Origin of the sequence: Actinotalea alkalitolerans, assembly GCF_023369855.1 — a bacterium.
GTDB lineage: Bacteria > Actinomycetota > Actinomycetes > Actinomycetales > Cellulomonadaceae > Actinotalea.
On the sequence record NZ_JAMBPP010000003.1, the window covers coordinates 1 to 25,311 of the forward strand.

27 protein-coding genes are annotated in these 25,311 nt (G+C 72.4%); 6 read left to right on the forward strand and 21 right to left on the reverse strand.

The window, feature by feature from the left end; genetic code table 11:
• Nucleotides 1-392 precede the first annotated feature (392 nt).
• From tyrS to argC, 11 genes are read right to left on the reverse strand one after another with little or no spacing between them, the layout of a single operon-like run.
• Nucleotides 393-1,655, reverse strand: coding sequence for a tyrosine--tRNA ligase (tyrS, locus tag M1R94_RS03545; RefSeq protein WP_249380293.1), 1,263 nt, complete (start codon nt 1,653-1,655; stop codon nt 393-395).
• A gap of 29 nt (nt 1,656-1,684) precedes the next feature.
• Nucleotides 1,685-2,398, reverse strand: a complete 714-nt coding sequence (locus tag M1R94_RS03550; RefSeq protein ID WP_249380294.1) for a DNA-3-methyladenine glycosylase — start codon at nt 2,396-2,398, stop codon at nt 1,685-1,687.
• Nucleotides 2,395-2,952: a uridine kinase family protein gene (locus M1R94_RS03555; RefSeq protein WP_249380295.1), complete on the reverse strand. Its 558-nt coding sequence runs from the start codon at nt 2,950-2,952 to the stop codon at nt 2,395-2,397. The genes M1R94_RS03550 and M1R94_RS03555 overlap by 4 nt, the downstream gene beginning before the upstream one ends.
• Nucleotides 2,949-4,394 carry an argininosuccinate lyase gene (gene argH / locus M1R94_RS03560; RefSeq protein ID WP_249380296.1) on the reverse strand — a complete coding sequence of 482 codons (1,446 nt, stop codon included), beginning with the start codon at nt 4,392-4,394 and terminating at the stop codon, nt 2,949-2,951. Before argH ends, M1R94_RS03555 begins: the two co-directional genes overlap by 4 nt.
• Entirely contained in the window at nt 4,387-5,631 is a 1,245-nt protein-coding gene (locus tag M1R94_RS03565; protein WP_249380297.1) for an argininosuccinate synthase, read from the reverse strand. Before M1R94_RS03565 ends, argH begins: the two co-directional genes overlap by 8 nt.
• Nucleotides 5,632-5,690: 59 nt before the next feature.
• Complete coding sequence (locus M1R94_RS03570) at nt 5,691-6,236, reverse strand: arginine repressor (RefSeq protein ID WP_249380298.1); 546 nt, start codon at nt 6,234-6,236, stop codon at nt 5,691-5,693.
• Nucleotides 6,233-7,165 carry an ornithine carbamoyltransferase gene (gene argF / locus M1R94_RS03575; protein WP_249380299.1) on the reverse strand — a complete coding sequence of 311 codons (933 nt, stop codon included), beginning with the start codon at nt 7,163-7,165 and terminating at the stop codon, nt 6,233-6,235. The genes M1R94_RS03570 and argF overlap by 4 nt, the downstream gene beginning before the upstream one ends.
• Nucleotides 7,165-8,427 (reverse strand): acetylornithine transaminase, encoded by a 1,263-nt coding sequence (locus tag M1R94_RS03580; RefSeq protein ID WP_249380300.1) that lies wholly within the window; start codon nt 8,425-8,427, stop codon nt 7,165-7,167. The genes argF and M1R94_RS03580 overlap by 1 nt, the downstream gene beginning before the upstream one ends.
• On the reverse strand, nt 8,424-9,428 hold the full coding sequence (argB, locus tag M1R94_RS03585) for an acetylglutamate kinase (protein WP_249380301.1): 1,005 nt from the start codon (nt 9,426-9,428) through the stop codon (nt 8,424-8,426). Before argB ends, M1R94_RS03580 begins: the two co-directional genes overlap by 4 nt.
• A 17-nt stretch (nt 9,429-9,445) precedes the next feature.
• The gene (gene argJ / locus M1R94_RS03590) at nt 9,446-10,624 is read right to left on the reverse strand and encodes a bifunctional glutamate N-acetyltransferase/amino-acid acetyltransferase ArgJ (protein WP_249380302.1); all 1,179 of its coding nucleotides are present in this window, start codon (nt 10,622-10,624) and stop codon (nt 9,446-9,448) included.
• Nucleotides 10,621-11,676: an N-acetyl-gamma-glutamyl-phosphate reductase gene (gene argC / locus M1R94_RS03595; RefSeq protein WP_249380303.1), complete on the reverse strand. Its 1,056-nt coding sequence runs from the start codon at nt 11,674-11,676 to the stop codon at nt 10,621-10,623. Before argC ends, argJ begins: the two co-directional genes overlap by 4 nt.
• A 72-nt stretch (nt 11,677-11,748) precedes the next feature.
• Here argC and M1R94_RS03600 point away from each other — a divergent pair, with 72 nt between their 5' ends.
• Entirely contained in the window at nt 11,749-12,735 is a 987-nt protein-coding gene (locus M1R94_RS03600) for a quinone oxidoreductase family protein (RefSeq protein ID WP_249380304.1), read from the forward strand.
• A gap of 44 nt (nt 12,736-12,779) precedes the next feature.
• Complete coding sequence (locus M1R94_RS03605) at nt 12,780-13,253, forward strand: GNAT family N-acetyltransferase (RefSeq protein WP_249380305.1); 474 nt, start codon at nt 12,780-12,782, stop codon at nt 13,251-13,253.
• 6 nt (nt 13,254-13,259) lie between these two features.
• On the opposite strand, the gene pheT is transcribed toward M1R94_RS03605, so the two are convergent.
• From pheT to infC, 7 genes are all read right to left on the reverse strand, one after another.
• On the reverse strand, nt 13,260-15,860 hold the full coding sequence (gene pheT, locus M1R94_RS03610; RefSeq protein ID WP_249380306.1) for a phenylalanine--tRNA ligase subunit beta: 2,601 nt from the start codon (nt 15,858-15,860) through the stop codon (nt 13,260-13,262).
• A complete protein-coding gene (gene pheS, locus M1R94_RS03615; RefSeq protein ID WP_249380307.1) occupies nt 15,860-16,942 on the reverse strand; it encodes a phenylalanine--tRNA ligase subunit alpha in 1,083 nt (360 codons plus the stop codon). The genes pheT and pheS overlap by 1 nt, the downstream gene beginning before the upstream one ends.
• Before the next feature lie 181 nt (nt 16,943-17,123).
• Entirely contained in the window at nt 17,124-17,750 is a 627-nt protein-coding gene (thpR, locus tag M1R94_RS03620) for an RNA 2',3'-cyclic phosphodiesterase (RefSeq protein WP_249380308.1), read from the reverse strand.
• A gap of 27 nt (nt 17,751-17,777) precedes the next feature.
• Nucleotides 17,778-18,611 carry a TrmH family RNA methyltransferase gene (locus tag M1R94_RS03625; RefSeq protein WP_249380309.1) on the reverse strand — a complete coding sequence of 278 codons (834 nt, stop codon included), beginning with the start codon at nt 18,609-18,611 and terminating at the stop codon, nt 17,778-17,780.
• Nucleotides 18,612-18,636: 25 nt separating this feature from the next.
• Nucleotides 18,637-19,026: a 50S ribosomal protein L20 gene (rplT, locus tag M1R94_RS03630; protein ID WP_249380310.1), complete on the reverse strand. Its 390-nt coding sequence runs from the start codon at nt 19,024-19,026 to the stop codon at nt 18,637-18,639.
• A 64-nt stretch (nt 19,027-19,090) separates the two neighbouring features.
• The gene (gene rpmI, locus M1R94_RS03635; RefSeq protein ID WP_249380594.1) at nt 19,091-19,285 is read right to left on the reverse strand and encodes a 50S ribosomal protein L35; all 195 of its coding nucleotides are present in this window, start codon (nt 19,283-19,285) and stop codon (nt 19,091-19,093) included.
• An 86-nt stretch (nt 19,286-19,371) separates the two neighbouring features.
• A complete protein-coding gene (infC, locus tag M1R94_RS03640) occupies nt 19,372-20,010 on the reverse strand; it encodes a translation initiation factor IF-3 (protein ID WP_249380595.1) in 639 nt (212 codons plus the stop codon).
• Nucleotides 20,011-20,345: 335 nt separating this feature from the next.
• Between infC and M1R94_RS03645 the strand changes: the two genes are divergently transcribed.
• The 4 genes from M1R94_RS03645 (at nt 20,346) to M1R94_RS03660 (ending at nt 23,096) form a co-directional block, all read left to right on the forward strand.
• Entirely contained in the window at nt 20,346-20,744 is a 399-nt protein-coding gene (locus M1R94_RS03645; protein WP_249380311.1) for a DUF1844 domain-containing protein, read from the forward strand.
• A 129-nt stretch (nt 20,745-20,873) separates the two neighbouring features.
• Entirely contained in the window at nt 20,874-21,827 is a 954-nt protein-coding gene (locus M1R94_RS03650; protein WP_249380312.1) for a hypothetical protein, read from the forward strand.
• The gene (locus tag M1R94_RS03655) at nt 21,824-22,579 is read left to right on the forward strand and encodes a S1C family serine protease (protein WP_249380313.1); all 756 of its coding nucleotides are present in this window, start codon (nt 21,824-21,826) and stop codon (nt 22,577-22,579) included. The genes M1R94_RS03650 and M1R94_RS03655 overlap by 4 nt, the downstream gene beginning before the upstream one ends.
• Nucleotides 22,580-22,625: 46 nt before the next feature.
• On the forward strand, nt 22,626-23,096 hold the full coding sequence (locus M1R94_RS03660; protein ID WP_249380314.1) for a GerW family sporulation protein: 471 nt from the start codon (nt 22,626-22,628) through the stop codon (nt 23,094-23,096).
• 53 nt (nt 23,097-23,149) lie between these two features.
• Here M1R94_RS03660 and M1R94_RS03665 read toward each other — a convergent pair whose 3' ends face one another.
• Genes M1R94_RS03665 through hisH form a run of 3 tightly spaced genes read right to left on the reverse strand, consistent with a single transcriptional unit; the run spans nt 23,150 to nt 25,272 of the window.
• Nucleotides 23,150-23,890: an SseB family protein gene (locus M1R94_RS03665; protein WP_249380315.1), complete on the reverse strand. Its 741-nt coding sequence runs from the start codon at nt 23,888-23,890 to the stop codon at nt 23,150-23,152.
• A gap of 2 nt (nt 23,891-23,892) precedes the next feature.
• A complete protein-coding gene (priA, locus tag M1R94_RS03670) occupies nt 23,893-24,630 on the reverse strand; it encodes a bifunctional 1-(5-phosphoribosyl)-5-((5-phosphoribosylamino)methylideneamino)imidazole-4-carboxamide isomerase/phosphoribosylanthranilate isomerase PriA (protein WP_249380316.1) in 738 nt (245 codons plus the stop codon).
• Nucleotides 24,631-25,272, reverse strand: a complete 642-nt coding sequence (gene hisH / locus M1R94_RS03675; RefSeq protein ID WP_249380317.1) for an imidazole glycerol phosphate synthase subunit HisH — start codon at nt 25,270-25,272, stop codon at nt 24,631-24,633.
• Nucleotides 25,273-25,311: the final 39 nt, after the last annotated feature.

Below are 25,311 nucleotides of genomic sequence, written 5' to 3' on the forward strand. Positions count from 1 at the left end.
CGACTTTTGGCACGCTGTTGAGTTCTCAAAGAACGAACGCGCATCCATCCGGGCCATCAAGCCCGTCCGGAGGCAACTTCACAAGACTACACCCTCCACCACCCGGTTCTGACCACTCGATCTCAGCCAGATCCGTACCTGTGAAGGACCCCGCACGACAACGGGGCGCACTCGGCGCCCGTTGATCTTGCCAGGGGTTTCGCCCTCCGGGACCGGCCTGCGAGCTCTCACTCGCTGTCCGTTCCTCCCGCGCTGGGCGACGTCGAGAACAGTACGCAGCGCCTGCCGGGACGTCAACTCGCTGACTGGTGACGGGCGTCACGGCACCAGGTGCAGCGCCTCGGAGTGCCCCGGCTCCGCCCAGACGGTCCGGGCTCGCGGCTCCCGGCCACCTAGGACGAGAGCTCGGCGACCGCCAGCGTCTTCTTGCCGCGACGCAGGAGGGCCCACCGGCCGTGCAGGTACTGGTCGGGGGCGAGGACGGCGTCCTCGTCCAGGACCCGCACGTTGTTGATCGAGACACCGCCCTCGTTCACCGCGCGGCGCGCTGCACCACGCCCCGCGACGAGTCCGGACGCCACGAGCAGGTCGACCACGAGCTCACCCTCCGGTCGAGCCGCGGCTCGGGGTAGCTCGGCCACGGCCGCGCCCAGCGTCTCAGCATCGAGCTGAGCCAGGTCACCGCGACCGAACAGCGCACGGCTGGCCTCGATGACGTTGTCGGCAGCCTGCGAACCGTGGACGAGTGCGGTGACGTCGTGGGCCAACGCGCGTTGGGCCTCACGGGCTGCCGGCCGCTCGGCGACCGCGGCCGCGAGCTCTGCGATCTCCTCGCGCGTACGGAAGGTGAAGATCCGCAGGTAGCGCTCGACATCGGCGTCGTCGGTGTTCAGCCAGAACTGGAAGAAGGCGTACGGGGTCATCATGTCGGGAGCGAGCCAGATGGCTCCGCCTTCCGACTTGCCGAACTTGGTGCCGTCGGCCTTGGTGATCAGCGGGGTGGTCAGGGCGTGCACCGTGCGGTGCTCGCTCTTGCGGATCAGCTCGACCCCCGAGAGCAGGTTGCCCCACTGGTCGTTGCCACCGGTCTGCAGGGTGCAGCCGTACCGACGGTTGAGCTCGAGGAAGTCCATCCCCTGCAGGATCTGGTAGCTGAACTCCGTGAAGCTGATCCCCTCGTCGCTGGCGAGGCGGCGGGCCACGGTGTCCTTGGCCAGCATCGTCCCCAGGCGGTAGTGCTTGCCGATCTCCCGGAGGAAGTCGATCGCCGTGAGCTCGCCCGTCCAGTCGAGGTTGTTGACCATCCGCGCCGCACCCGGGCCCTCGAAGTCGAGGAATCGTGAGATCTGGGCGCGCAGACGCTCGACCCACTCGTGCACGGTGTCCTTGGTGTTGAGCACCCGCTCACCCGACATGCGCGGGTCACCGATCAGGCCTGTGGCCCCACCCACCAGCGTCAGTACCTGGTGACCCGCCTGCTGGAGGTGCCGGAGCAGCACCAGCTGGACCAGGTGACCGTGGTGCAGGCTCGGGGCCGTCGGGTCGAACCCGCAGTAGACGGTCACCGGCCCGGAGTCGAAGGCCTCGCGCAGCGCCGTCTCGTCGGTCGTCTGGGCCAGCAGGCCACGCCACCGCAGGTCGTCCAGGATGTGCACCGGTGTGCTCCTTCTCGGGTCGGTCGCCCCTAGTGTGCCGTGCCCGCGCCGTCCCGCGGGGACGTCCTCGCCGCACGAGACGCGCCGCTCGCGCGGTCTGGGCGCGCCGCCCTGCCCGGACGGTAAGCCGACACGGTCGGCTCGTGGGGCAACCAGAAGCGCCACGGGAACCGCTCGGCGTCGCCACCCGGCCCCGCGACACCCACCCGCGGGCCCATGCTCCAGGTGGCTGGTGCAGTCCCCTCGGTCAGGTGCACCGGTGAGCCCGCGTCCAGGACGTCCGTACCGCCGAGCGCGAGATCGATCCCCAGCGCGACGGCGAGGCGCGCCGGTCCCCGTGCCAGGTCGACGTCCGTGCGGGCGACCCCCGACAGGGTCCGTCGGGCTCGCGCGAGGTCCTTGCCCTCGACCACCTCACCGGCACGGACCAGGACGGCCGAGGCTCCTCCCGGCCGACCGGTGACCACGTTCGCGCAGTGGTGCAGCCCCAGGTGGCGGTACACGTAGAGCCGGCCCGCCGGGCCGAACATGACGGCGTTGCGGTCCGTGCGACCCCGGAAGGCGTGCGAACCCGGGTCCTCGGCGCCGTCGTAGGCCTCGACCTCGGTGACCCGAACCGTCACGATGCCATCGCGCAGGACAGTGGTCAGATGCGTGCCGAGCAACCTGGGTGCCACGGCGAGCACGGGGCCCTCGAGGTCCGCCCGTCGAAGGAGTGCACCGTGCGCCGGGGAAGGGCTCACGGGTCGAGCACCGCCGTGCCGTCGACGACCACATCGGCCCGCGCGCGTGTGCCCTCCCGTGCGAAGTGCGCCGCCTCCAGGTCACGCCACCTCAACCACTCGGCACGCATCTCCTCACCGTCGCGGGCCACACCCCTGGCCAGACGCAGCTCCGACGGCGCCTCGACCCACACCACGAGAACCGCCCTGTCCCCCAGCGCCCGAGGGGCGCTCCCACATCCCTCGACGACGAGGTGCTCGGGCACCGGGACGTCGCGCCACTCCGCGAACGCGCCCTCGACCCAGTCGTACCGCTGGTACCGGGCTGGGCGGCCAGAGGCCAAGGGGGCCAGCACCTGCTCCTCGAGACGGTCCCACCCACCCTCGAGACCGCTCCAGCCCTCGTAGAGGTCGTCCATGTGGATCACGGTCGCCCCGAGGTCCTGCCCGAGGCGCTCAGCGAGCGTCGACTTGCCCGCGCCCGCCGGCCCGTCCACGCAGACCAGGCGCACCGGGCCGAGCCGGGGAGCACGCTCGCGCACCAGCCGGGCCAGGCCCGGTGCGCCGAGGCTCACACCGTGGTCCACGCCCGGAGCTCGACCGACCGCGCACGGGCCCGCTCGAGCTGCTCGGCCACACGGGCCGGTGCGGTCCCGCCGGTGGCCGACCGCGACGCGAGGGAGCCCTCGACCGTCAGCACCTCGCGCACCGACGGGGTCAGGTGGGGCGAGATCGCCACCAGATCCGCCTCGGAGAGATCCCAGAGCTCGATGCCGCGGTCCTCGCAGACCCGCACGCACGACCCCGCGACCTCGTGCGCGACCCGGAACGGCACCCCCTGGCGGACCAGCCACTCGGCGATGTCGGTGGCCAACGAGAAGCCCTGCGGGGCCAACGACGCCATGCGGTCGGTGTCGAAGGTGAGGGTCGCGACCATTCCGGCGAAGGCCGGGAGCAGCACGCTGAGGGTATCGACCTGGTCGAACACCGGCTCCTTGTCCTCCTGCAGGTCACGGTTGTACGCCAGGGGCAGCCCCTTGAGCGTGGTCAGCAGACCTGTCAGGTCTCCGATCAGCCGCCCCGCCTTGCCGCGCGCGAGCTCGGCGACGTCAGGGTTCTTCTTCTGCGGCATGATGCTCGACCCGGTCGAGTACGAGTCGTGCAGCCGGACGAAACCGAACTCCTTGGTGGCCCACAGGATGACCTCCTCGGCCAGCCGCGACAGGTCCACACCGGTCATCGCCGCGACGAAGGCGAACTCGGCGACCACGTCCCGTGACGCCGTCCCGTCGATCGAGTTCTCGACGGGGCCTGCGAAGCCCAGCTCGGCAGCGACCGCACCGGGATCGAGACCCAGCGACGATCCCGCCAGGGCGCCCGAGCCGTACGGCGAGGCAGCCGCCCGGGCGTCCCAGTCACACCACCGGTCGACGTCGCGCAGCATCGGCCACGCGTGGGCCAGCAGGTGGTGCGCCAGGAGCACGGGCTGGGCGTGCTGCAGGTGCGTGCGTCCGGGCATCGAGGCGTCTGGGTGCGCCGCCGCCTGGTCGATCAGCGCGTCGACGACGTCCAGCAGCAGACCCGAGACCACGCGTGCCTGCTCGCGCAGGTACATCCGCACCAGGGTGGCGATCTGGTCGTTGCGCGAACGGCCTGCACGCAGCTTGCCGCCCAGCTCGGGACCGGCTCGCTCGATCAGGCCGCGCTCGAGCGCGGTGTGCACGTCCTCGTCGTCCGGGTCGGGGCGGAACGACCCGCCCGCCACGTCCGCACCGAGCCGGCGCAGCGCATCGACCATGGCGGAGAGCTCGTCGTCGGTGAGCAGACCGGCGCCGTGCAGCACGCGCGCGTGGGCGACCGAGCCGGCCACGTCGTGCCCTGCCAGACGCCAGTCGAAGTGGGTCGAGACAGACAGCGCCGCGAGCGCATCGGCAGGGCCGCCGGTGAACCGGCCGCCCCACAGGCTCACCCGGGCTGCCGCCGGCCCGCCCTGCGACCCCGGGTGCTGGTCAGGCATCAGCGACGGGGAGGTCGACGGCGCCCAGGTCCACACCGTTGCCGAACTTCACGTCGCGAGCCGCTGCGAGCTTGGCGGTGAGCCCGTAGATCTCGATGAAGCCCTTGGCGTGGGACTGGTCGAAGGTGTCCCCGGTGTCGTACGTCGCCAGGTTGAAGTCGTACAGGCTCTGCTCGCTGCGACGCCCCGTGACCGTCGCGCGGCCACCGTGCAGGACCATCCGGATCTCACCCGTGACGTACCGCTGGGTGTCGTCGATGAAGGTGTCGAGCGACCGCTTGAGCGGTGAGAACCACATGCCGTCGTAGACGAGCTCGCTCCAGCGCTGCTCGACGCCCTTCTTGAACCGGGCCTGCTCCCGCTCGACCGTGACGTTCTCGAGCTCCTGGTGGGCGGCGATCAGCGCGATCGCACCGGGCGCCTCGTACACCTCGCGCGACTTGATGCCGACCAGGCGGTCCTCGACGATGTCGATCCGACCCACGCCCTGCGCGCCCGCACGCCGGTTGAGCTCCTGGATCGCCTCGAGCGGCGTGACCGGGACCCCGTCCAGGGCGACAGGGACCCCCTGCTCGAAGGCGATCACGACCTCGTCGGCGACCGGCGGGAAGGTCGGGTCGTCGGTGTAGGTGTAGACGTCCTTGGTCGGCCCGTTCCAGATGTCCTCGAGGAAGCCGGTCTCGATCGCACGGCCCCAGACGTTCTGGTCGATCGAGAACGGGTTGTGCTTGGTGGTCTCGATCGGCAGGGCGTGCCGGTGGGCGAACTCGATCGCCTTGTCCCGGGTGAGCGCAAGGTCGCGGACCGGTGCCAGGCAGGTCAGGTCGGGCGCGAGCGAGGTGATGCCCACCTCGAAACGCACCTGGTCGTTGCCCTTGCCGGTGCAGCCATGGGCCACGGTGGTCGCACCGAACTGGCGTGCGGCACGCACCAGGTGCTTGACGATCACCGGGCGCGAGAGCGCCGAGACCAGCGGGTACCTGTCGAGGTACATCGCGTTGGCCCGAAGGGCCGGCATGCAGTACTCGTTCGCGAACTCGTCGCGGGCGTCGGCGACGTAGGCCTCGACCGCGCCGCAGTCCAGTGCGCGGCGGCGGATCACCTCGAGGTCCTCACCTCCCTGGCCGACGTCGACCGCCACAGCGATCACCTCGGCGCCGGTGGCCTCGGCGATCCAGCCGATCCCCACAGAGGTGTCCAGGCCGCCGGAGTAGGCAAGCACGACGCGTTCAGTCATCAGGGTTCTCTTTCTCGACAAGGGATCAGGGAAGTCTGGCAGGTCGGGCGGTCAGGCGGTCAGGTGCCGTCGGTGGCGAGCTCGAGGAACCGGCGGGCGACGGACTCCCCGCCCTCGACCTCACGGGAGATCACCAGGACGGTGTCGTCGCCCGCGATGGTCCCGAGCACCGCGGGCAGGATGGAGTGGTCGATGGCCGAGGCCAGGAACTGGGCGGCTCCCGGTGGCGTCCGCAGCACCACGAGGTTGCCCGAGGCCTCCGCGGTCACCAGCAGCTCGGCACACAGACGGGCGAGCCTCGCCGCGAGCTGCTCGGTGTCGATCGCGGCCTGGGGCCGACGGTCGGCCCCTTCGGCAGGAACGGCGTAGGCCTGCGTCCCGTCCGCCGCCCGGATCTTCTCGGCGCGAAGCTCGACCAGATCACGCGAGAGGGTCGCCTGGGTCACATGAAGACCCTCGGAGGCGAGCACCGCGGCGAGCTGGGCCTGAGAGTGCACCGGCTCACGGCTCAGCAGCTGGGCGATCCGTGCGTGCCGAGCTGCCTTGGTGGTGGGCACGGGCGACGTCGGGCCGCCCGCGGCGCCCGAGGTGGGCTGCGGGGTCATGAGTGCTCCAGGAGCCAGGTGAGCAGCGCCTTCTGCGCGTGCAGCCGGTTCTCGGCCTCGTCGAAGACCACCGACTGCGGCCCGTCGATCACCTCGGCGGTGATCTCCTGACCGCGGTAGGCGGGCAGGCAGTGCAGCACGAGAGCCTGGGGCGACGCGTGCGCGAGAGCCGTCGACCCGAGCTGGAACGGGCGGAAGATCTCCACGTCCGCGGCCGTGGCGGCGTCACCCATCGACACCCACGTGTCCGTGGCCAGGACGTCCGCCCTGTCCACCGCTTCGGCGACGTCCTGGGTGACGGTCACCGAGCCCCCGGTGCGCTCGGCCACCTCACGGGCGTCGGCGACGATCGCGGGGTCGGGCATCCGCTCTGCCGGGGTCGCGACGCGCACGTGCATCCCGGCGACCGCACCGCCCAGCAGGTAGGAGTGCGCCATGTTGTTGCTGCCGTCGCCCAGGTAGGCCAGGGACAGGCCGGGCAGGGCGTCGACCCCCCCGGGCGTGTGCTGAGCGACCGTCATCAGGTCGGCAAGCACCTGGCACGGGTGGAACGAGTCGGTCAGGGCGTTGACGACCGGGACCGACGAGGCCGCGGCCATCTCCTCGAGCCGGTCCTGGCCGAAGGTGCGCCAGACGATGGCGGCGCACTGCCGGTCCAGCACCCGGGCGGTGTCGGCGACCGGCTCGCCCCGACCCAGCTGGCTCGAGCCCGAGTCGATCACCAACGGGTAGCCGCCGAGCTCGGCGATGCCGACCGAGAAGGAGACCCGGGTCCGCGTCGAGTGCTTGTCGAAGAGCACCGCGACCGTTCGCGGGCCCTCGAGGGGGCGCGACGCGAAACGTGCCCCTCGCAGTGCCAGTCCGAGCTCGAGGACCTCGCGCTGCTCGGCAGAGGAGAGGTCGTCGTCCCGCAGGAAGTGCCGGACCATCAGGAGCCCTCCCCCGGTTCGAGCTCTGCCGGATCGGCCGGGAGCCCGGCCAGGAAGTCCACGAAACCGCTCACCTGGTCCCAGGTGAGCACCAGCGGAGGTGCCAGACGCAGCGCCGTGGGTGTCACCGGGTTCACGATGAAGCCGGCCGACAGGGCGCGCTCGGAGACCACGGCCGCGACCGGGGCCACCAGCTCGACGGCCACCAGCAGGCCGGCCGACCGCACCTCGCGGACCAGCGGACCCGCGCCCGCGAGCGCGGTCGAGAGCCGCGAGCCGAGCTCACGGACGTGGTCGAGCAGGCCGTCGCGCTCGATCACCCCGAGAGTCGCCAGGGCGGCGGCGGCCGCCACGGGGTTGCCCCCGAAGGTCGTGCCGTGCTGACCCGTGCCGAGCAACGTCGCGCTGCGCTCGCCGTAGGCGATCACCGCGCCGATCGGGAAGCCGCCGCCCAGGCCCTTGGCGACGGTCATGACGTCGGGCAGGACGCCACCACCCAGGTCAGGGTGCTGATGGGCGAACCAGGCACCGGTCCGGCCCACCCCGGTCTGGACCTCGTCCAGGACCAGCAGGACACCGTGCTCGTCGGCGAGCTCGCGAGCACGCGCCAGGTACCCGGGAGGCAGCATCCGCACACCCGCCTCGCCCTGGACCACCTCGAGGAAGAGGGCAGCGACGTCGTCGGCCATCGCCTGCTCGAGCGCGCGCGTGTCACCGAACGCGAGGAACTCGACCCCGCCCGGGAGTGGCTCGAAGGGCTCGCGGTACGCCGGCTTGTGGGTCAGCGCGAGGGCACCCATGGTGCGCCCGTGGAAGGCACCCTCGAGCGCGAGGATCCGTGGGCGCCCCGTGCGACGCGCCATCTTGAAGGCGGCCTCGTTGGCCTCGGTGCCCGAGCTGGTGAAGAACACCCGCGAACCTGGTCGCCGGGTGGCCCCCGCCAGGTCGAGCAGCCGCTCGGCCAGCGCGATCTGCACGGGCGTGGCGAAGAAGTTCGAGACGTGCCCCAGGGTGCCGAGCTGGGCCGAGATCGCCGCCGTCAGCGTCGGGTGCGCGTGACCCAGGGCGTTGACCGCGATACCGCCCAGGAGGTCGAGGTAGCGCTCACCGTCGGCGTCCCACACGTAGGGGCCCTCGCCGCGCACCAGGACGCGACGCGGTGCACCGAAGGTGTTCATCAGGGCGTGGGAGTAGCGCTCACCCCAGGCCGCGCCCGTGCCGGCGAGGTCCGTGGTCCCGGTTGCGGGCTCGAGGTCGTTCACAGCGCATCACCCAGGTGGCTCGGCGGGACGGTCGGGACACCGGGCTCGGCGACGACCGGAGGAGTCGCCGCCACCACCGGGACGGCGGGCGCGGAACCGGTCCGCAGGTCGTCGGGCAGCACCATGGTGCCGACACCCCGCTCGGTGAAGACCTCCATCAGCACGCAGTGCGCCTGGCGGCCGTCCACGACGTGCGCCTGCGGCACGCCGCCCCTGACGGCGCGCAGGCAGGCCTCCATCTTGGGGACCATCCCCGACTCGAGCGAGGGAAGCAGCCGGGCGAGCTGCGAGCTGCGGATCTCGGAGGTCAAGGAGGAGCGGTCGGGCCAGCTGGTGTACAGCCCCTCGACGTCGGTCAGGATGATCAGCTTGGCAGCGCCCAGCGCGACCGCGAGGGCCGCGGCGGCCGTGTCGGCGTTGACGTTGAGGACCTGGGTGGGGTCGTCGACATCGGGTGCGACGGTCGAGACCACCGGGATGCGTCCGGCGTCGAGCAGGTCCTGGACGGCGCGGGGGTCGACCTCGACGACGTCACCGACCTGACCGACGTCGACCAGCTCACCGGCGACCGTCGCCTTGCGCCGGCGTGCTCCGAACAGGCCGCCGTCCTCGCCGGACAGGCCCACCGCGTAGGGGCCGTGCGCGTTGAGCAGGCCGACCAGCTCACGCGAGACCTGACCGGTGAGCACCATCCGGACGACGTCCATGCTCTCGGGGGTGGTGACCCGCAACCCTCCACGGAACTCGCTGGGGATCCCGAGGCGCTCGAGCATCGCCGAGATCTGCGGGCCTCCGCCGTGCACGACGACCGGGCGAAGACCGACCTGCCGCAGGAAGACCATGTCCTGGGCGAAGGCACGCTTGAGATCGTCGTCGATCATGGCGTTGCCGCCGTACTTGACCACGAAGAGCGCGCCCCGGAACCGCTCGAGCCAGGGCATCGCCTCGATCAGGACGGCGGCCTTGTGCTCGGGTGCGAGGTCGGCGACCGGGTCGGTCATGGTCTGCTCCGTCGGTCTCATGTGGAGTACGCGCTGTTCTCGTGGACGTAGTCGTGGGTGAGATCGTTGGTCCACACCGTCGCCGTGGACTGCCCCGCGTGCAGGTCGACCTCGACGTGGATCTCGCGCGACGCGGCCAGGTCGAGCAGCTCGCGCGGTTCGCCCAGGCCACCGGCACGGCACACCTGGACACCGTTGATGGTCACGTCCAGCAGGTCCGGGTCGTAGGCGGCGACCTCGACCGGGACCGTGCCGACCTGCGCCAGGACCCGACCCCAGTTCGGGTCATTGCCGTACATCGCCGCCTTGAAGAGGTTGGAACGGGTGACCGCGCGGGCCACGGCCACCGCTGCCGACGTCGTCTCGGCCCGGACGACGGTGACAGCGATGTCGTGCGTCGCGCCCTCGGCGTCGGCGACCAGTCCACGGGCGAGCACCGCGCACGCCTCGGTGAGCGCCTCGGTGAGCTCGGCGAGCCCGACCTCGACGCCACTCGCGCCGGAGACCAGCAGGGTCACGGTGTCGGAGGTCGACATGCACCCGTCGGAGTCGACCCGGTCGAACGTGACCCCGGTCGCGGCACGGAGCGCGGCGTCCGCGGTCGCTGCGTCCGTCACGGCGTCGGTGGTCAGGACGCTGAGCATCGTGGCCATACCGGGAGCGAGCATCCCGGCCCCCTTGGCCATGCCACCCACCGACCAGCCCGGGGCGCCGTGGGCTCCGCGCGCGACGTGGACGGTCTTGGGGACCGAGTCCGTCGTCATGATCGCGCGGGACGCGTCGTCCCCGCCGTCGGGGCTCAGCGCACCGGCGGCCTCGCTCACCCCGGCCAGCAGCTTCTCGGTGGGCAGCCGCTCACCGATCAGCCCGGTCGAGCACACGACGACGTCACCCGCCGACACCTCGAGCAGCTCCCCGACCAGCTCGGCGGTCCGGTGGACGTCCGTGAACCCCTCAGGTCCCGTGCAGACGTTCGCCCCACCGCTGTTGAGGACGACCGCGTGGACGACGCCGTCGGTCACGACCTGACGCGACCAGACCACCGGTGCGCCGACGACGCGGTTGGTGGTGAAGACGGCGGCGCCGACGTGCAACGGTCCGTCGTTGACGACGAGGGCGACGTCGGGCCCGCCCGAGGCCTTGAGCCCCGCGGCGACCCCTGAGGCACGGAACCCGGCGGGTGAGGTGATGCTCACGGAGCGACTCCTTCGACGGGGAGGCCGAGGGTCTCGGACAGGCCCAGGGCGAGGTTCATCGACTGGACGGCGGCACCCGCGGTGCCCTTGACCAGGTTGTCCAGGGCGGTCACGGTCACGACCCGTCCGGCCCGCTCGTCGACGGCGACCTGCACCAGGGCGGTGTTGGACGCGGTGGTGGCCGCGGTCGTCGGCCACTGCCCCGGGGGCAGCAGGTGGACGAAGGGCTCGTCGTCGTAGGCGTCCTCCCAGGCCCGCCGGACCGACGCCGCGTCGACGCCGTGACGCAGACGCGCAGTGGTGGTCGCCAGGATCCCGCGCGACATCGGCACCAGCGTCGGGGTGAAGGACAGACTCACCCGCTCGGCGCCGACGGCGCGCAGGTTCTGCTCGATCTCCGGGACGTGGCGGTGGGTCCCGCCGACCGCGTACGGCACGGCCGAGCCGAGACCCTCGGAGGCGAGCAGGTGGGTCTTGGCGACCTTTCCTGCGCCCGAGTAGCCGACGGCCAGCACGGCCACGAGGTCCTGCGCCTCGACCACCCCGGTGGCGATGCCGGGCTGGATGCCCAGGGTCACGGCCGTGACGTTGCAGCCGGGGACGGCGACCCGGCGGGTACCGGCGAGCAGGTCCCTCTGACGGCGTGCCCCGCGGTCGAGGATCAGCTCGGGCAGGCCGTAGGGCCAGGTCCCCGCGTGCGGGGAGCCGTAGAAGTCGGTCCACGCCTGGGGGTCGGTCAACCGGTGGTCCGCGCCGCAGTCCAGCACCAGGACGTCCTCGCCGAGCTCGGCCGCGACGGCTGCGGAGGCGCCGTGCGGCAGCGCGAGGACGACGACGTCGTGCCCGGCGAGGTTCTGCGCGGTGGTCTCGAGGATCTCGAGGTCGGCGAGCGACCGCAGGTGGGGCTGGTGCGCGCCCAGCCGGGAGCCGGCCGTGGAGTGCGCGGTCACCGCACCGATCTGGACCTGGGGATGCGCGGCGAGCAGTCGCAGCACCTCTCCCCCGGCATACCCGCTCGCGCCGGACACGGCGACTCTCACAGTCATGCGCATGAACATACACCGATACGCAGAAGTATGCATCTTGCTGATGTCTGCGGCCGGGACCCCAGGTAGGTTCGACCCATGCGAGCGATCCACGCCGTCACCGCCGGCGGCCCTGACGTCCTGACCCTGGTCGACCTGCCCGACCCGTCCCCCGGCCCGCACGAGCTGCTCGTCAGCGTAGCCGCGGCAGGCGTCAACTTCATCGACACCTACCGACGGGCGGGCGTCTACCCGATGGAGTTCCCGCACGTGGTGGGCAGCGAGGGCGCTGGCACCGTGACCGCGGTCGGCGCGGCGGTCACCCGGCACCGTGTCGGCGACCGTGTCGCCTGGTGCGACGGAGCCTCAGGGAGCTACGCGGACCAGGTCACCGTCAACGAAGACACCGCCGTCGCGGTCCCCGACGAGGTGGAGAGCACCCAGGCCGCGGCGCTGATGCTCCAGGGCCTCACCGCGCACTACCTGGTCGACTCGACGTTCCCGGTGCTCGCCGGCCAGGTCGTGCTGGTGCACGCCGGCGCAGGTGGTGTCGGGCTGCTGCTCACCCAGCTGGCGGTGGCCCGCGGCGCACGCGTCCTGACCACCGTGTCGACCACCGAGAAGGCCGAGCTGTCCCGTGCCGCCGGAGCCGACGCGACCATCCGCTACGACCAGATGGAAGACCTGACCCTCGAGCTGCCGCGCGCGGTGAGGGCGCTGACGGACGGCCACGGGGTGCACACGGTGTTCGACGGGGTCGGACGCACCACCTTCGACGCCTCGCTGGCCTCGCTGCGTCGCCGGGGCGGCCTCGCCCTGTTCGGCGGCGCCTCGGGCCAGGTCCCGCCGATCGACCCACAACGCCTCAACAGCGCCGGATCGGTGTTCCTGACCCGTCCCAAGCTCGGTGACCACGTCGTGACGCCCGACGAGCTGGCCCGGCGGACCGGGGACGTGTTCGGCGCCGTCGTCGACGGGAGCCTGTCGGTCCACGTCGGCGCGACGTACCCGCTGGCCCTCGCCGCCGAGGCGCACCGCGCGCTCGAGAGCCGCGAGACCACCGGCAAGCTCCTGCTCCTCCCGTGACCGCGTCGACCGCAGGCCACCCCGGGGCAGCTCCCCTGCGCCCCGTGTCGTCGGCCGACCTCGACGCCCTCGCCCACCTCAACGACGCGGCTGTCCCCGCGGTCAACGCCCTGGGCGTCGAGGGCCTGCGCGTGCACCTCCCGCGGTGCGACCTTGCCCTCGTCGCCGACGACGGGGCAGGGGAGATCGCCGGCTTCCTCCTGGCCGTCGGCCCCGGCGAGCCCTACGCCAGCGAGAACTACCGGTGGTTCAGCACGCATCGCCCGGGCTCCCTCTACGTCGACCGGATCGTGGTGTCGCCCCAGCACCACGGACGAGGGATCGGTCGCGCCCTCTACGCCGCGGTCGCCCGGAGAGCCACCGAGCGCGGGCTGCCCGAGGTGACGTGCGAGGTCAACCTCGAGCCGCCCAACCCCGGCTCGCTCGCCTTCCACCGCCGGCTGGGCTTCGAGCAGGTCGGCGAGCAGACCACCAGCGGCGGGACCGTCCGCGTGGCTCTGCTGGCCTGGCGACCCTGAGCGACCTCAGCTGCGCAGCACCGCGCCCACCTGACGGTTCGCCTCGGCGAGCGCGGCCTCGCGCACCCCGGCAGCCTCCACCGAGGTGAGGGTCCGGTCAGGTGCCCGCAGCCTCAACGAGAACGCCAACGACTTCTTGCCCTCCCCGACCTGCGTCCCGGAGTAGACGTCGAAGAGCCGGAGCTCCTCGACGATGTCGCCGGCGACCGAGGACGAGGCACCGACCCGGACGGCGTCGAGCACGGCAGCGGCCGGGACTGCCATGTCCACGACCAGGGCGATGTCCTCCTTGGCCACCGGGAACGTCGAGACCGGGGTCGCCTGCACGGGTCCGTCGGGTGCTGCACCCACCAGCAGGTCAAGGTCGATCTCGAAGGCCACCGTCCGGGCCGGCAGACCCAACGTCGCCACCACACCCGGGTGGAGCTCACCCGCGTGCCCGACCAGGGAGCCGTCAAGGAGCTCGAGCCTCGCCGTACGGCCCGGGTGCCACGGCGCGTGGCCCGCATCGGCCACCACACCGAGCTCGACGCCCAGGGTCGTGGCCACCCTCAGCGCCGCGCCGATCGCGTCCGTGTGGTCGGCACGGCGTCCTGCTCCCCACCACCCGGCGGGCTCACGCAGACCGGCGAGCACCCCCGCGACCCGGCGCGGCTGCGCAGGCACCGCCGCGTCCAGCCGGGCCAGGTCCTCGGGAGACGGCAGCACCCCACCGGCCAGGCGCGGGGCCGACGGGGCGCCGTCCACCGGGCGTGTCACCAGCCCCATCTCGAAGACGGCCAGGTCGGTCGTACCCCGAGCGACGTTGCGGCGAACCGTGTCGAGCAGGGTCACCAGCAGCGAGGTGCGCATCAGCGGCTGCTCGTGCGACATCGGGTTCAGCAGTCGGACCGCCCGACGGCGCTCGTCCCCGGCCGGCAGGCCCAGCTCGTCGTGCTGGTGCTCGCCCACGAACGGGTAGCTGAGCACCTCGACCAGGCCGTGCTCGGCGAGCGAGCGGGCCACTGCGCGTCGTGCGCGCTGCTCGGCCGTCAGACCCCGACCTGCCGGCGCGACCGGGAGCACCGAGGGGATCGCCTCGTAGCCGCGCAGCCGTGCGACCTCCTCGACGAGGTCGACCGGCACCGTGAGATCGGGTCGCCAGCTCGGTGGCTGGACCTGCACCGTGGCCGAGCGCCCGTCGCGCGACGGCACCTCGTCCGAGACGACGCAGCCGATCTCCTCGAGCGTCTGGCGGACCTCGGTCGGGGTGTAGCCCACACCGACCAGCCGGGCCGGCAGGTCGACCGCGAGCGGGATCGACGGGGCCGGTGACGTGCGGTCGACGTCGGTCAGAACGCTGTCGGGAGTCCCGCCACCGTGCTCGACCAGCAGCTCGACGACCCGTCGCACCGCGACCCGCGGGAGCCGGGGGTCGACCCCGCGCTCGAAACGCTTGGCCGCCTCGCTCGGCACGCGGTGCCGTCGTGCCGTGCGGGCCACCGTGACCGGGTCGAAGTGCGCGGCCTCGACCAGCAGGTCGGTGGTGCCGTCGCCCACCTCCGAGTCGGCCCCACCCATCACACCGGCGAGCCCGAGGACGCGTCCGCCGCGCGCACCACCGGTCGAGTCGGTGATCAGCAGGTCCTCGGCGTCGAGTGCGCGGACGGCACCGTCCAGGGTCGTGAGCGACTCGCCGGGGGCGGCCCGGCGCACGACGATCGGTGCGGCGAGCCTGGCGAGGTCGTAGGCGTGCAGCGGCTGACCCAGATCGAGCATCACGTAGTTGGTGACGTCGACCGCGAGCGAGATCGGACGCATCCCGGCCTGGGTGAGCCTGCGCTGCATCCACGCCGGGGACGGGCCGGACGCGGCCACCCCCCGCACCACCTGCGCCACGAACCGGTCGCACCCGGGCACGCCGTGCACCGGCGCGTCGTCGGCCAGCTCGACACCGAAGGTGCCCTCGACCCCGTCGGCGACCGGACCGTCGTGCGGGCCCTCGAGCCCGCGGTCGACGAACGGGCTGCCCGTCGCGTGGCTGTACTCCCGCGCGACCCCGCGCAGCGAGAAGCAGTACCCGCGGTCGGGGGTGACGTTGATCTCCAGGACCTCCTCGCCGAGGCCGAGGAGCTCGCGGGCGTCCGTGCCGGGGGTCGCGTCCAGACCCAGCCGCGACAGCACGATGATGCCCTCGTGGTCCTCTCCCAGCCCCAGCTCGCGGGCCGAGCAGATCATCCCGTCCGAGACGTGCCCGTAGGTCTTGCGGGCGGCGATCGGGAACGGTCCGGGCAGCACCGCACCGGGCAGCGCCACCACGACGCGGTCGCCGACGGCGAAGTTGTGCGCCCCGCAGACGATGCCACGCGGCCGCGAGCCGCCACCGTCGGTGGCCTCGTTGTGCGAGCCGACGTCCACCAGGCACCAGTTGATGGTCTTGCCGTTCTTCTGCGGCTCGGCCGAGAGCTCGACCACCTCGCCGACGACCAGCGGACCGGTCACCGCGGCCGGGTGGACGGCCTCCTCCTCGAGCCCGACGCGGACCAGGTCAGCCGCGAGCTGCTCGGCCGTGGTGCCCAGCGGGAGCGTCGTGTGCTCGGCCAACCAGCCGAGGGGGATGCGCGGCATCAGATCTCCGTCCCGAACTGCAGGGAGAAGCGGACGTCGCCCTCCACCATGTCGTGCATGTCAGCGATACCGTGACGCAGCATCAACGTGCGCTCGATGCCCATCCCGAAGGCGAAGCCCGAGTACACCTCGGGGTCGACCCCGCACGCGCGGAGCACCCGGGGGTTGACCATTCCGCACCCTCCCCACTCGATCCAGCCCGCGCCGCCCTTCTTCTGCGGGAACCACAGGTCCATCTCGGCGCTGGGCTCGGTGAACGGGAAGAAGGAGGGACGCAGCCGCGTGCGGGCCTGCGGACCGAAGACCGCCTGGGCGAAGTGGTCGAGCGTGCCCTTGAGGTGAGCCATCGTCAGGCCCTTGTCGACAGCCAGCCCCTCGACCTGGTGGAAGACCGGGGTGTGCGTGGCGTCGAGCTCGTCGGTCCGGAAGGTCTTGCCGGGGCAGACGATGTACACGGGCAGGTCACGTTCGATCAGGCTGCGCGCCTGCACCGGTGAGGTGTGCGTGCGCAGGACGAGGCCCGACGACGTCTCCTGCCCCCCGGGCCCGGAGCCCTGCGCGGGGTCGGCGACGAAGAAGGTGTCCTGCATCTGCCGCGCGGGGTGGTCGACCCCGAAGTTGAGCGCGTCGAAGTTGAACCACTCGGCCTCGAGCTCGGGGCCTTCGGCGATCTCCCACCCCATCGCCACGAAGACGTCGCCGATCCGCTCCTGGAGCATCTCGAGCGGGTGGCGAGCACCCTGGGGAGCGCGATCCGCCGGCAGCGTGACGTCCAGGGCCTCCTCGACCAGCACTCGGGCGTCGCGCTCGGCCTCGAGCACGGTCTCGCGCTCGGCCAACGCACGACCGACCTGCGCACGGGCCGCCCCCAGTCGCTTCCCCGCCACCGCCTTGTCCGCGGCGTCGAGCCCTCCGATGGCGCGGTTGGCCAGCGCGATCGGGCTCCGGTCACCCACGTGGGCGAGCCGGGCCTCCTTGAGTTCGTCGAGGTCCGTGGCGGCGGCGAAGGCCGCAAGCGCTGCCTGGACGGCGGCCGCGACACCGTCCTCGTCGAGCGGAGAGAGCGTGGTCGTGTCAGTCATCAGGGCCTTCCCGGGCGGGTGGTGGGTGCGGCCTCACGGCCGACGGACGCACAGGGCCCGAGGTGGGGTGTCGCGGACCGGCCGGCGACACGGCTCCCCCGCGCGCGGCGTCAGCCGCCCAGCCCACCTGCGGGCCTGGTAAATCGGCGATCCCTCGCGTGGGGGCTCTGCGACATGGGCGTCATCCTGCCACAGCGCGCAGCGGGAGACGGTGCAGCACCTCGTGCACCGGGTGTCCGCCGGGGCCGGCTCCGGGCTCCGAGGCGATCAGCGCGATGGTGTCGACCACCCAGGACGGCCCGGTGTACACGGCGAGCGCCCGTGCGAGATCGGCGATCCCGTCCGACGCGGGTGCCGTTCGACCGAGCCGGGGCCGAACGGCGGGCCTGGCCCGGCTGCGCACCCGGGCGACCGTCAGGTGCGCTCGAGACCGCACGCGCGGGTCGACGTGGCCGAGCAGCGCCTCACCGACGCCCGTCACACGGCCCATCAGGCCGCTGAGCCCCTCGGTGTCCCCTGTGCATCCCACCCAGAGGGTCCGCCGGTCGAACAGGCCCGCACCGTGCAGGGCGAGCGAGAGGCGTGGCGTCCCGTCCGCCACGGCCGTGAGCCCTTCGCAGAGGTCGGGGAGGTAGCCCTGCGGGGTGCTGCCGAAGAACGCGAGCGTGAGGTGGCGCCCCTGCGGAGGTGTCCAGCGCAGCGATCCCCACGCGCCGAGGTCAGGGTGCGTCGCCCGCGCGACCTCGAGACTCCGCTCGAGGTGGTCGAGGACCACCGGGGGCGGCAGCACCGCGGCGAAGAGTCTCATCGGACCAGGATGCTCCTGGGCACGGGCTCAGCGCTGGGCCCGCGAGCTCGCGTACAAGCACACCGTGGCGGCGGTCGCGAGGTTGAGCGACTCGGCCCGACCCCGGATCGGCACCCGCACGACGGCGTCCGCCAACGAGCGGTGCGGTGCGGTCAGCCCCCACGCCTCGTTGCCGAAGACCCATGCGGTGGGTCGGGAGAGGTCGGGGCCGTCCGGGGCACCGGACCCATCGGTCCCCGCCCGGTCCAGCAGGTCGTCGAGATCGTGCTCGCCGGTCCCGTCGGCCGCGAGCACGGCCAGCCCCGCTGAGCGCACCGCGTCCAGGGCCCCCGGCAGCGAGAGCCCGGTCACCACCGGCAGGTGGAACAGCGAACCGGCTGTCGAGCGCACCACCTTGGGGTTGTGGACGTCGACGCTCTCCACGGTGAGGAGCACGGCGTCAGCTCCCGCGGCATCGGCCGCACGGATCACCGCACCCGCGTTCCCCGGGTCGCGCACGTGGGCGAGGATCGCGACCAGGCGGGGTGCCGTCGAGAGCACCGCGGCGAGATCGGGGGGTCTGATGTCGACCACGGCGACGACCTGCTGGGCATCCGGACTCATCGCGGCGAGCACCTCCGGGGTGCCCCGGTGGACGCGCACGCCGCGCGACCGTGCTGTCTCGACGATCTCGGGGTGACGCGCCTCGGACTCGGCCGTCACGTACAGGTCACGCACGCGCAGGTCGCGTTCCCGGACGGCCTCGCGGACGGCCTGCGGGCCCTCGGCGAGGAAGCGCCCGGTCCGCGCACGCACAGAACGCCCGGACAGTGCACGAACTGCCTTGACCCGCTCGGCGCGGGGGTTGGTCAGCTCGGGCACGGTCCGGGCGTCCGGGGTGCTCAGGTCAGGCTGCGGGAGCGCTGGCTGCGTTCACGTCGGCCGGCAGCGCGGCCTTGGCGACGCCGACCAGCGTGGCGAAGGCCGCGGGGTCGTTGACGGCCATGTCCGCCAGGACACGACGGTCGACCTCGACGCCAGCGGCCTTGAGACCCTGGATCAGGCGGTTGTAGGTCATCCCGTTCGCACGGGACGCAGCGTTGATCCGCTGGATCCAGAGCCGACGGAAGTCGCCCTTGCGCGCCTTGCGGTCGCGGTAGGCGTAGACGAGGGAGTGGGTGACCTGCTCCTTCGCCTTGCGGTAGAGACGCGAGCGCTGACCGCGGTAACCGCTCGCGCGCTCGAGAGTTGTACGACGCTTCTTGTGGGCGTTGACCGCCCGCTTCACGCGTGCCACGTGATGCTCCTTGCGTTTCGGGGCTCACAGGTGGGGACAGGGCGCGACGGGCGCGCCGCGGTCCTCACTTGCCGAGCAGCTTCTTGATCTTGGGCGTGTCGGCAGGCGAGACCACCTGGTCCGAGGAGAGGCGACGGGTACGACGGCTGGACTTGTGCTCCAGGAGGTGGCGCATGCCGGCCTGCTCGCGCATGAGCTTGCCGGTGCCGGTGATCCGGAACCGCTTCTTCGCACCACTGTGCGTCTTGTTCTTCGGCACTGGTGTGCTCTCTTCCATCAGGTCACCCCGGAGCGGGGGCGACACGGGCGTGGTGCGGACCGGTGGGTCCGCACACAGGTACGGGTCTACGCGCTCGGCGTCGGCCCGGTGCTCTTGGCGGCCTCAACCGGGGCGGGCTGCTCGGCCGGGGCGTCGGCGGGCGCGTCGGGCGCGCTCTCCTGGGCCTTGCGGCGCTGCTCGCTCTTGGCGTCGGCCTTCTTCTTGGTCGGGCCGAGCACCATGATCATGTTTCGGCCGTCCTGCTTGGGCATGCTCTCGATGAAGCCGAGCTCGGCGACGTCGTCGGCGAGACGCTGGAGCAGCCGCACGCCCATCTCGGGCCTGGACTGCTCGCGCCCGCGGAACATGATCATGACCTTGACCTTGTCCCCGGCACGCAGGAAGCGCTCGACGTGGCCCTTCTTGGTGCCGTAGTCGTGCGGGTCGATCTTGAGCCGGAAACGGATCTCCTTGAGGACCGTGTTGGCCTGGTTGCGCCGGGCCTCCCGGGCCTTCATGTCGGCCTCGTACTTGAACTTGCCGAAGTCCATGAGCTTGCAGACCGGGGGCCGGGCGTCGGGGGCGACCTCGACCAGGTCGAGGTCGGCCTCCTGCGCCAGCCGCAGGGCGTCCTCCACGCGGACGATGCCGACCTGCTCGCCGTTGGGGCCGACCAGGCGGACCTCGGCGACGCGGATCCGATCGTTGATGCGGGGCTCGCTGATGTGCTGCTCCTCGTGCTCGTGTCGGGACCTCGAGCACACGAAGAAGGCCTCCGCTGCTGAGCACAGGCGGAGGCCGGTTCCGATGACGTCGCGACGTGCCACGACGTCGAACCGAACGGCACGCCGCTCAGTCCTCGGACCAGGACCCGGCACCTGTCGTCCGCTCACGCGGACCGTCGGCACCCGGGTGGGATCAGCTCCACTTGTGCATCCGTGAGTCGTGACCCGCGTGGGCCGTCGATCACAGATCGGTCGGGAGACACGATAGCACCCACCTGCGCCCGGTCGGGTCGGACGGCGCCCACCGCGCCACCGTGCGGTGAGAGGATCGTCCCATGACGACCGCTGGCGACACCTCACCCGAGCCTTCGACCGAGCCGACGACCCCTGGTCCCGGGAGCGCCGAGCTGCGCGACCTGGCCGACGTCGCTGCCGTCGAGGTCATCACCGCCGCGGCCGTGCACCTGCTGAGCGCAGCCGCGATCAAGTGCGGCCTGAGCGAGGACACGGCCGAGATCCGCGGCACCGACCTGACCGATCTCGACGAGGCTCGCAAGCTCATCACCGCCCTCGCCGGGCTCATCACGGCCGCCGCCCCCGAGATCGGGAACCAGCACGCCAGGTCCCTGCGCGACGGCCTGCGCTCCCTCCAGCTCGCCTTCCGCGAGGCGTCCCCCTTCCCCGACGCGCCAGGTGAGGGCCCGGGTGAACGATGGACGGGCGCCGTCAGCTGAGCTGACGGGCACCGCCAGCTCAACCGGACCGCGACACGCAGCGACGCCGCGAGCCAGCCTCTCCTATCCTGTCCCCGAGACCGCTCGTCCCGGATCGTCCGGGGACCGGCCCGGACAGGGCGCAGGAGCGTGATCGAGTTCGGGGACCAGGGGGCAGGACGGGTGAAGGACGAGGCCGAGCAGGTCGAGGCGGCGGACGTCGACCCTGAGGTCGACGAGGCCGCGGTCGACACCGCGCCCGCGCACCCGGACGACGACGCCCCCACGCCATCCACCGAGGGTGATGCCTCCACGCCATCCCCCGAGGACGAGGCCCCCACGCCATCCCCCGAGGGCGAGGCCCCCGAGGTGGCGCCCGGCACACGGCCCGCACCGCCCGTCGACGCCGACGGCACCGAGCTCACGTCGGACACGGCCGGTCCGCCCGTCGGCGCGCACACCCCCGAACCCGGCGCTGCGAACGCCACCGCCCGTCCGGGCCTCGACACCTCACCACCCCCCGGCCGCACGACCGCGACCGAGCCCGCCGTCCGGTCGCACGCGCAGCCTCCGAGCAACCGAACCCTGCAGCGGCGCCGTCGACGGCGCCGCGCAGGTGTCGCACTGCTCGTCCTGCTCGTCCTGGCCCTCGGATCCTTGTCCACCTACCTGTACCTCACCACCGAGGCCTGGCAGGAGCACGCCGAGCGGTACCTGGCGACGGCCGAGGAGCTGGGTGAGGAGGTGTGGGCGACCCAGGCGTCGCTCGACGGGGCACGGGCCGAGCTCGAGGCCGTCCGTGAGCAGCTCCGAACCGCACAGGGACGGATCATCACCCTCGCGGACGAGAAGGCCCAGATCGGCGACGACCGCGAGATCGCTCGCCAGCTGAGCGACTACCAGGCCCGGGTCACCGACGCTGCCGGGCGCGTCGCCCTGGCCCTGGACGAGTGCGTGCAGGGCCAGCAGATGCTGATCGGCTACCTGGAGAACGCGGAGGCCTACGACCAGGAGGCCCTCGACCAGTTCGCGGTCGAGGTGGACACGCTCTGCCAGGCCGCGACCGAGGCCAACATCGCCCTCCAGCGCGAGCTCGCCCAGTGAGCGCCACGAGCCGGCACCGTCGTGGCCTGGGTGCATCGACGCTCCTCCTGGCCCTCGCGCTCGCCCTGACGGGCTGCGCCGTGATCGAGGAGTTCCCACGGCTGCCTGGCCCGCCGGTCACCGACTTCGTCCCGACCGACCCACCGCAGCCCTCACCGGACGGCAGCCTGTCCCCCGACGGGTTCGACACCGTCGAGCGCATGGCGGTGCGCATCAGGAACATCGGCTGCAGCTCGCTGTCCACCGGCTCCGGCTTCGCGATCGACGCGACCACGCTGATCACGAACCGTCACGTCGTGGCCGACTCGGCTGACCTCCAGGTCTCGACCTACGACGGACGGGACATCGACGTCACCGCGACGAGCACCGCGTCCCTCGCCGACCTCGCCGTCGTCCGCACCGCCGAGGAGCTGCCGAGCTTCCCCGAGCTCGCCCCCGCCGACCCGGTGCGCGGGGACGCCGTGACCGTGGTCGGCTACCCGCAGGGCGGGGTCCTCACCGCGACGCGCGGTCAGGTGATCGGCTCGACCACCGACCCGCTCAACGAGATCCTCGGCGAGGTGCTGGTCACCGATGCGCCGGTCGAGCCCGGGAGCTCGGGCTCGGCTGTGCTGGACGAGGACGGTCGCGTGGTCGGCGTCGTCTACGCGAAGAACGCCACAGGTCAGAGCTTCATCGTCCCGGTCAGCACGCTGCGCAGCCTGCTGGCCGACGAGGGCGCCTTCACCCCCAGCGCGGGCTGCGACCAGTAGACCGGGTCCTCCTGACAGGATGGCCCGTCCGCGGCACGATGGGTCGATGGCGACGAGCAACGAGAACGACGAGACCTCCGACCGGCACGAGGACCGCTCCGGGCACGACGCCCAGCGTGCACGGCGGGGTGGCCGCCGTGGGGGCGCCCACGGACTGATCACCCGGACCGCGGGTGATGCGCTGAGCGTCCGGCGCGCGTTCGGCACCCCCGTCCAGCACGGCGACGTGACCCTCGTGCCGGTGGCCTCGGTCGCCGGAGGGTCGGGATCGGGCTACGGCACCGCAGAGGTGGGCGGCGACGCGGCCCGGGGTGCTTCGCGTGGGGACGGCACCGGGACCGGAGGTGGAGGCGGCTTCGGTCTGCGGGTCCATCCGATCGGGGTCTACGTCGTGCAGGGCGCGCAGGTTCGGTGGCAGCCCGCGCTGGACCTCGGTCGGGTGATCCTCGGCGGTCAGGTCGTCGGGGCCGTGGCCGTGATCGCCCTCAGCTGGGCGATCCGCGGGCGACGGCGCTGACCCACGGCTGAGCGGTGCGCCCCAGACCGTGCCACCTCGCACCGGCGCGCGGCTCAGGGTGAGGCGGTCGTGAGCCGGAGCTCGATCGAGTCCACAGCCGTGGTCACGACGTCGTCGGCGGCCAGTCGCGCGTTGACCCGGGCCAGCACCATGTCCAGGGCCGCGCGATCCAGCCCAGGACGCAGAGCCAGGACCACGGCGACCTCGGCACGCCGCCCGGGAAGGGCGTCGACGCCGAGCACGTGGTCCGTCCCGGACACCGCGGCGACCACCGCTCGGCGGACCTCGGGGCGGACCTGCGAGCCGTGCACCGCCGGGTCCCAGGACGTCCCGGTGGCCAGCGCACGCACTGCCGGACGCGGCACGACGACCGTCACCGGTCCGGCCGGGTCGACGACCAGCACCTCCCATCCTTCCTGCGCGGCCGACAGCGCCGCCCGCGGGGCCTGGGCGGGGACAGGTCGCGCGTCAGGTCGCCAGGCCGCCAAGGTGGTCGTGCTGGTGAACACGGGCAGGGCGGTCCGGCCGTCAGGGGCCCGTAGCGCCACGATCCCGGTCGACGCCTCCTTGTCCAGGTCCAGTCCGAGGTCGCTGTGTCCCGCGACCTCGAGCTCGGCCAGGACCGGGACCAGGACGCGGGCACCGGACAGGGCGACGACGACGTCACGGAGCGTCGCGGCTCCCTCAGCGTGACGGACGAGCGCAGCGGAGAGCTCTGCGTCGGCGCTCCCGTCGTCTCCGGCGAAGGCTGAGGTCGGCGGAAGCTCCCGTCCCGCACCCGTTCCAGACTGCACCACTAGGGCCGCCCGGCCACGTCCAGCGCCTCGGGGAGGGTGAAGGCACCGGCGTAGAGCGCCTTGCCCACGATGGCCCCCTCGACCCCGACCGGCACCAGGCCGCGCAAGATCACCAGGTCCTCGAGGCTCGAGATGCCGCCCGAGGCGACCACCGGGGCATCGGTCCGCGAGCAGACCTCACGGAGCAGGTCGATGTTCGGGCCGCGAAGGGTCCCGTCCTTGGTGACGTCGGTCACCACGTACCGCGGGCACCCGGCGACCTCGAGACGCTCCAGGACCTCCCAGAGGTCGCCACCCTCACGTGTCCAGCCTCGCGCGGCCAAGGTCGTTCCTCGCACGTCGAGCCCCACCGCGATGGCGTCGCCGTGCTCGGCGATCACCCGCGCCGTCCACTCGGGGTCCTCGAGAGCGGCAGTGCCCAGGTTGACCCGACGGCAGCCGGTGGCCAGCGCACGGCGCAGCGACTCGTCGTCACGGATGCCGCCGGACATCTCGACCTTGACGTCCAGGGCGCCGACGACCTCGGCCAGCAGGTCCGCGTTCGAGCCACGGCCGAAGGCCGCGTCGAGATCCACCAGGTGGATCCACTCGGCGCCACCTGCCTGCCAGTCCAGCGCCGCCTGCAAGGGGCTGCCGTACGAGGTCTCCGACCCCGCCTCCCCCTGGACGAGCCGCACCGCCTGGCCGTCCGCGACGTCCACGGCGGGCAAGAGCTCAAGTCGAGACATGCTGGGCATTCACGGTCCTCTCAGGCTGCTGACCCAGTTGGTCAGCAGGTGGGCGCCGGCATCGCCGGACTTCTCGGGGTGGAACTGGGTCGCGGCGAGCGGTCCGTTCTCGACCGCTGCCACGAAAGGACCTCCGTGCTCGGACCAGGTGACCTGCGGTGGGGTGAACCGCTGGTCACCCAGCGGGGGGAAGGCGCGCGCCGCGTAGGAGTGGACGAAGTAGAAGCGCTCACCCTCGACACCGGCGAAGAGCCGCGAGCCCTCGGGGGGCGTGACCGTCGACCATCCCATGTGGGGCACCACGGGCGCCTCGAGCCGATCGACCAGACCGGACCACTCCCCCAGGCCTTCGGTCCGCACACCGTGCTCGTCACCGGCCTCGAACATGACCTGCATGCCCACGCAGATCCCCAGCACGGGCCGCCCGCCCGCGAGGCGACGGTCGATGATCTGGTCACCGCGCACGGCCCTGAGCCCGTCCATGACCGCGGCGAAGGCCCCGACGCCGGGGACGACGAGACCGTCCGCCTCGGCAGCCGCCTTCGGGTCGGCCGTGAGCTCGACCTGCGCACCGACGCGCTCGAGGGCGCGCACAGCCGAACGCACGTTGCCGAAGCCGTAGTCGAGGACGACGACACGTGGAGAGGTCACGGCGCCGAGTTTACCGACGCGGGGCGCAGCCGCCCGTCG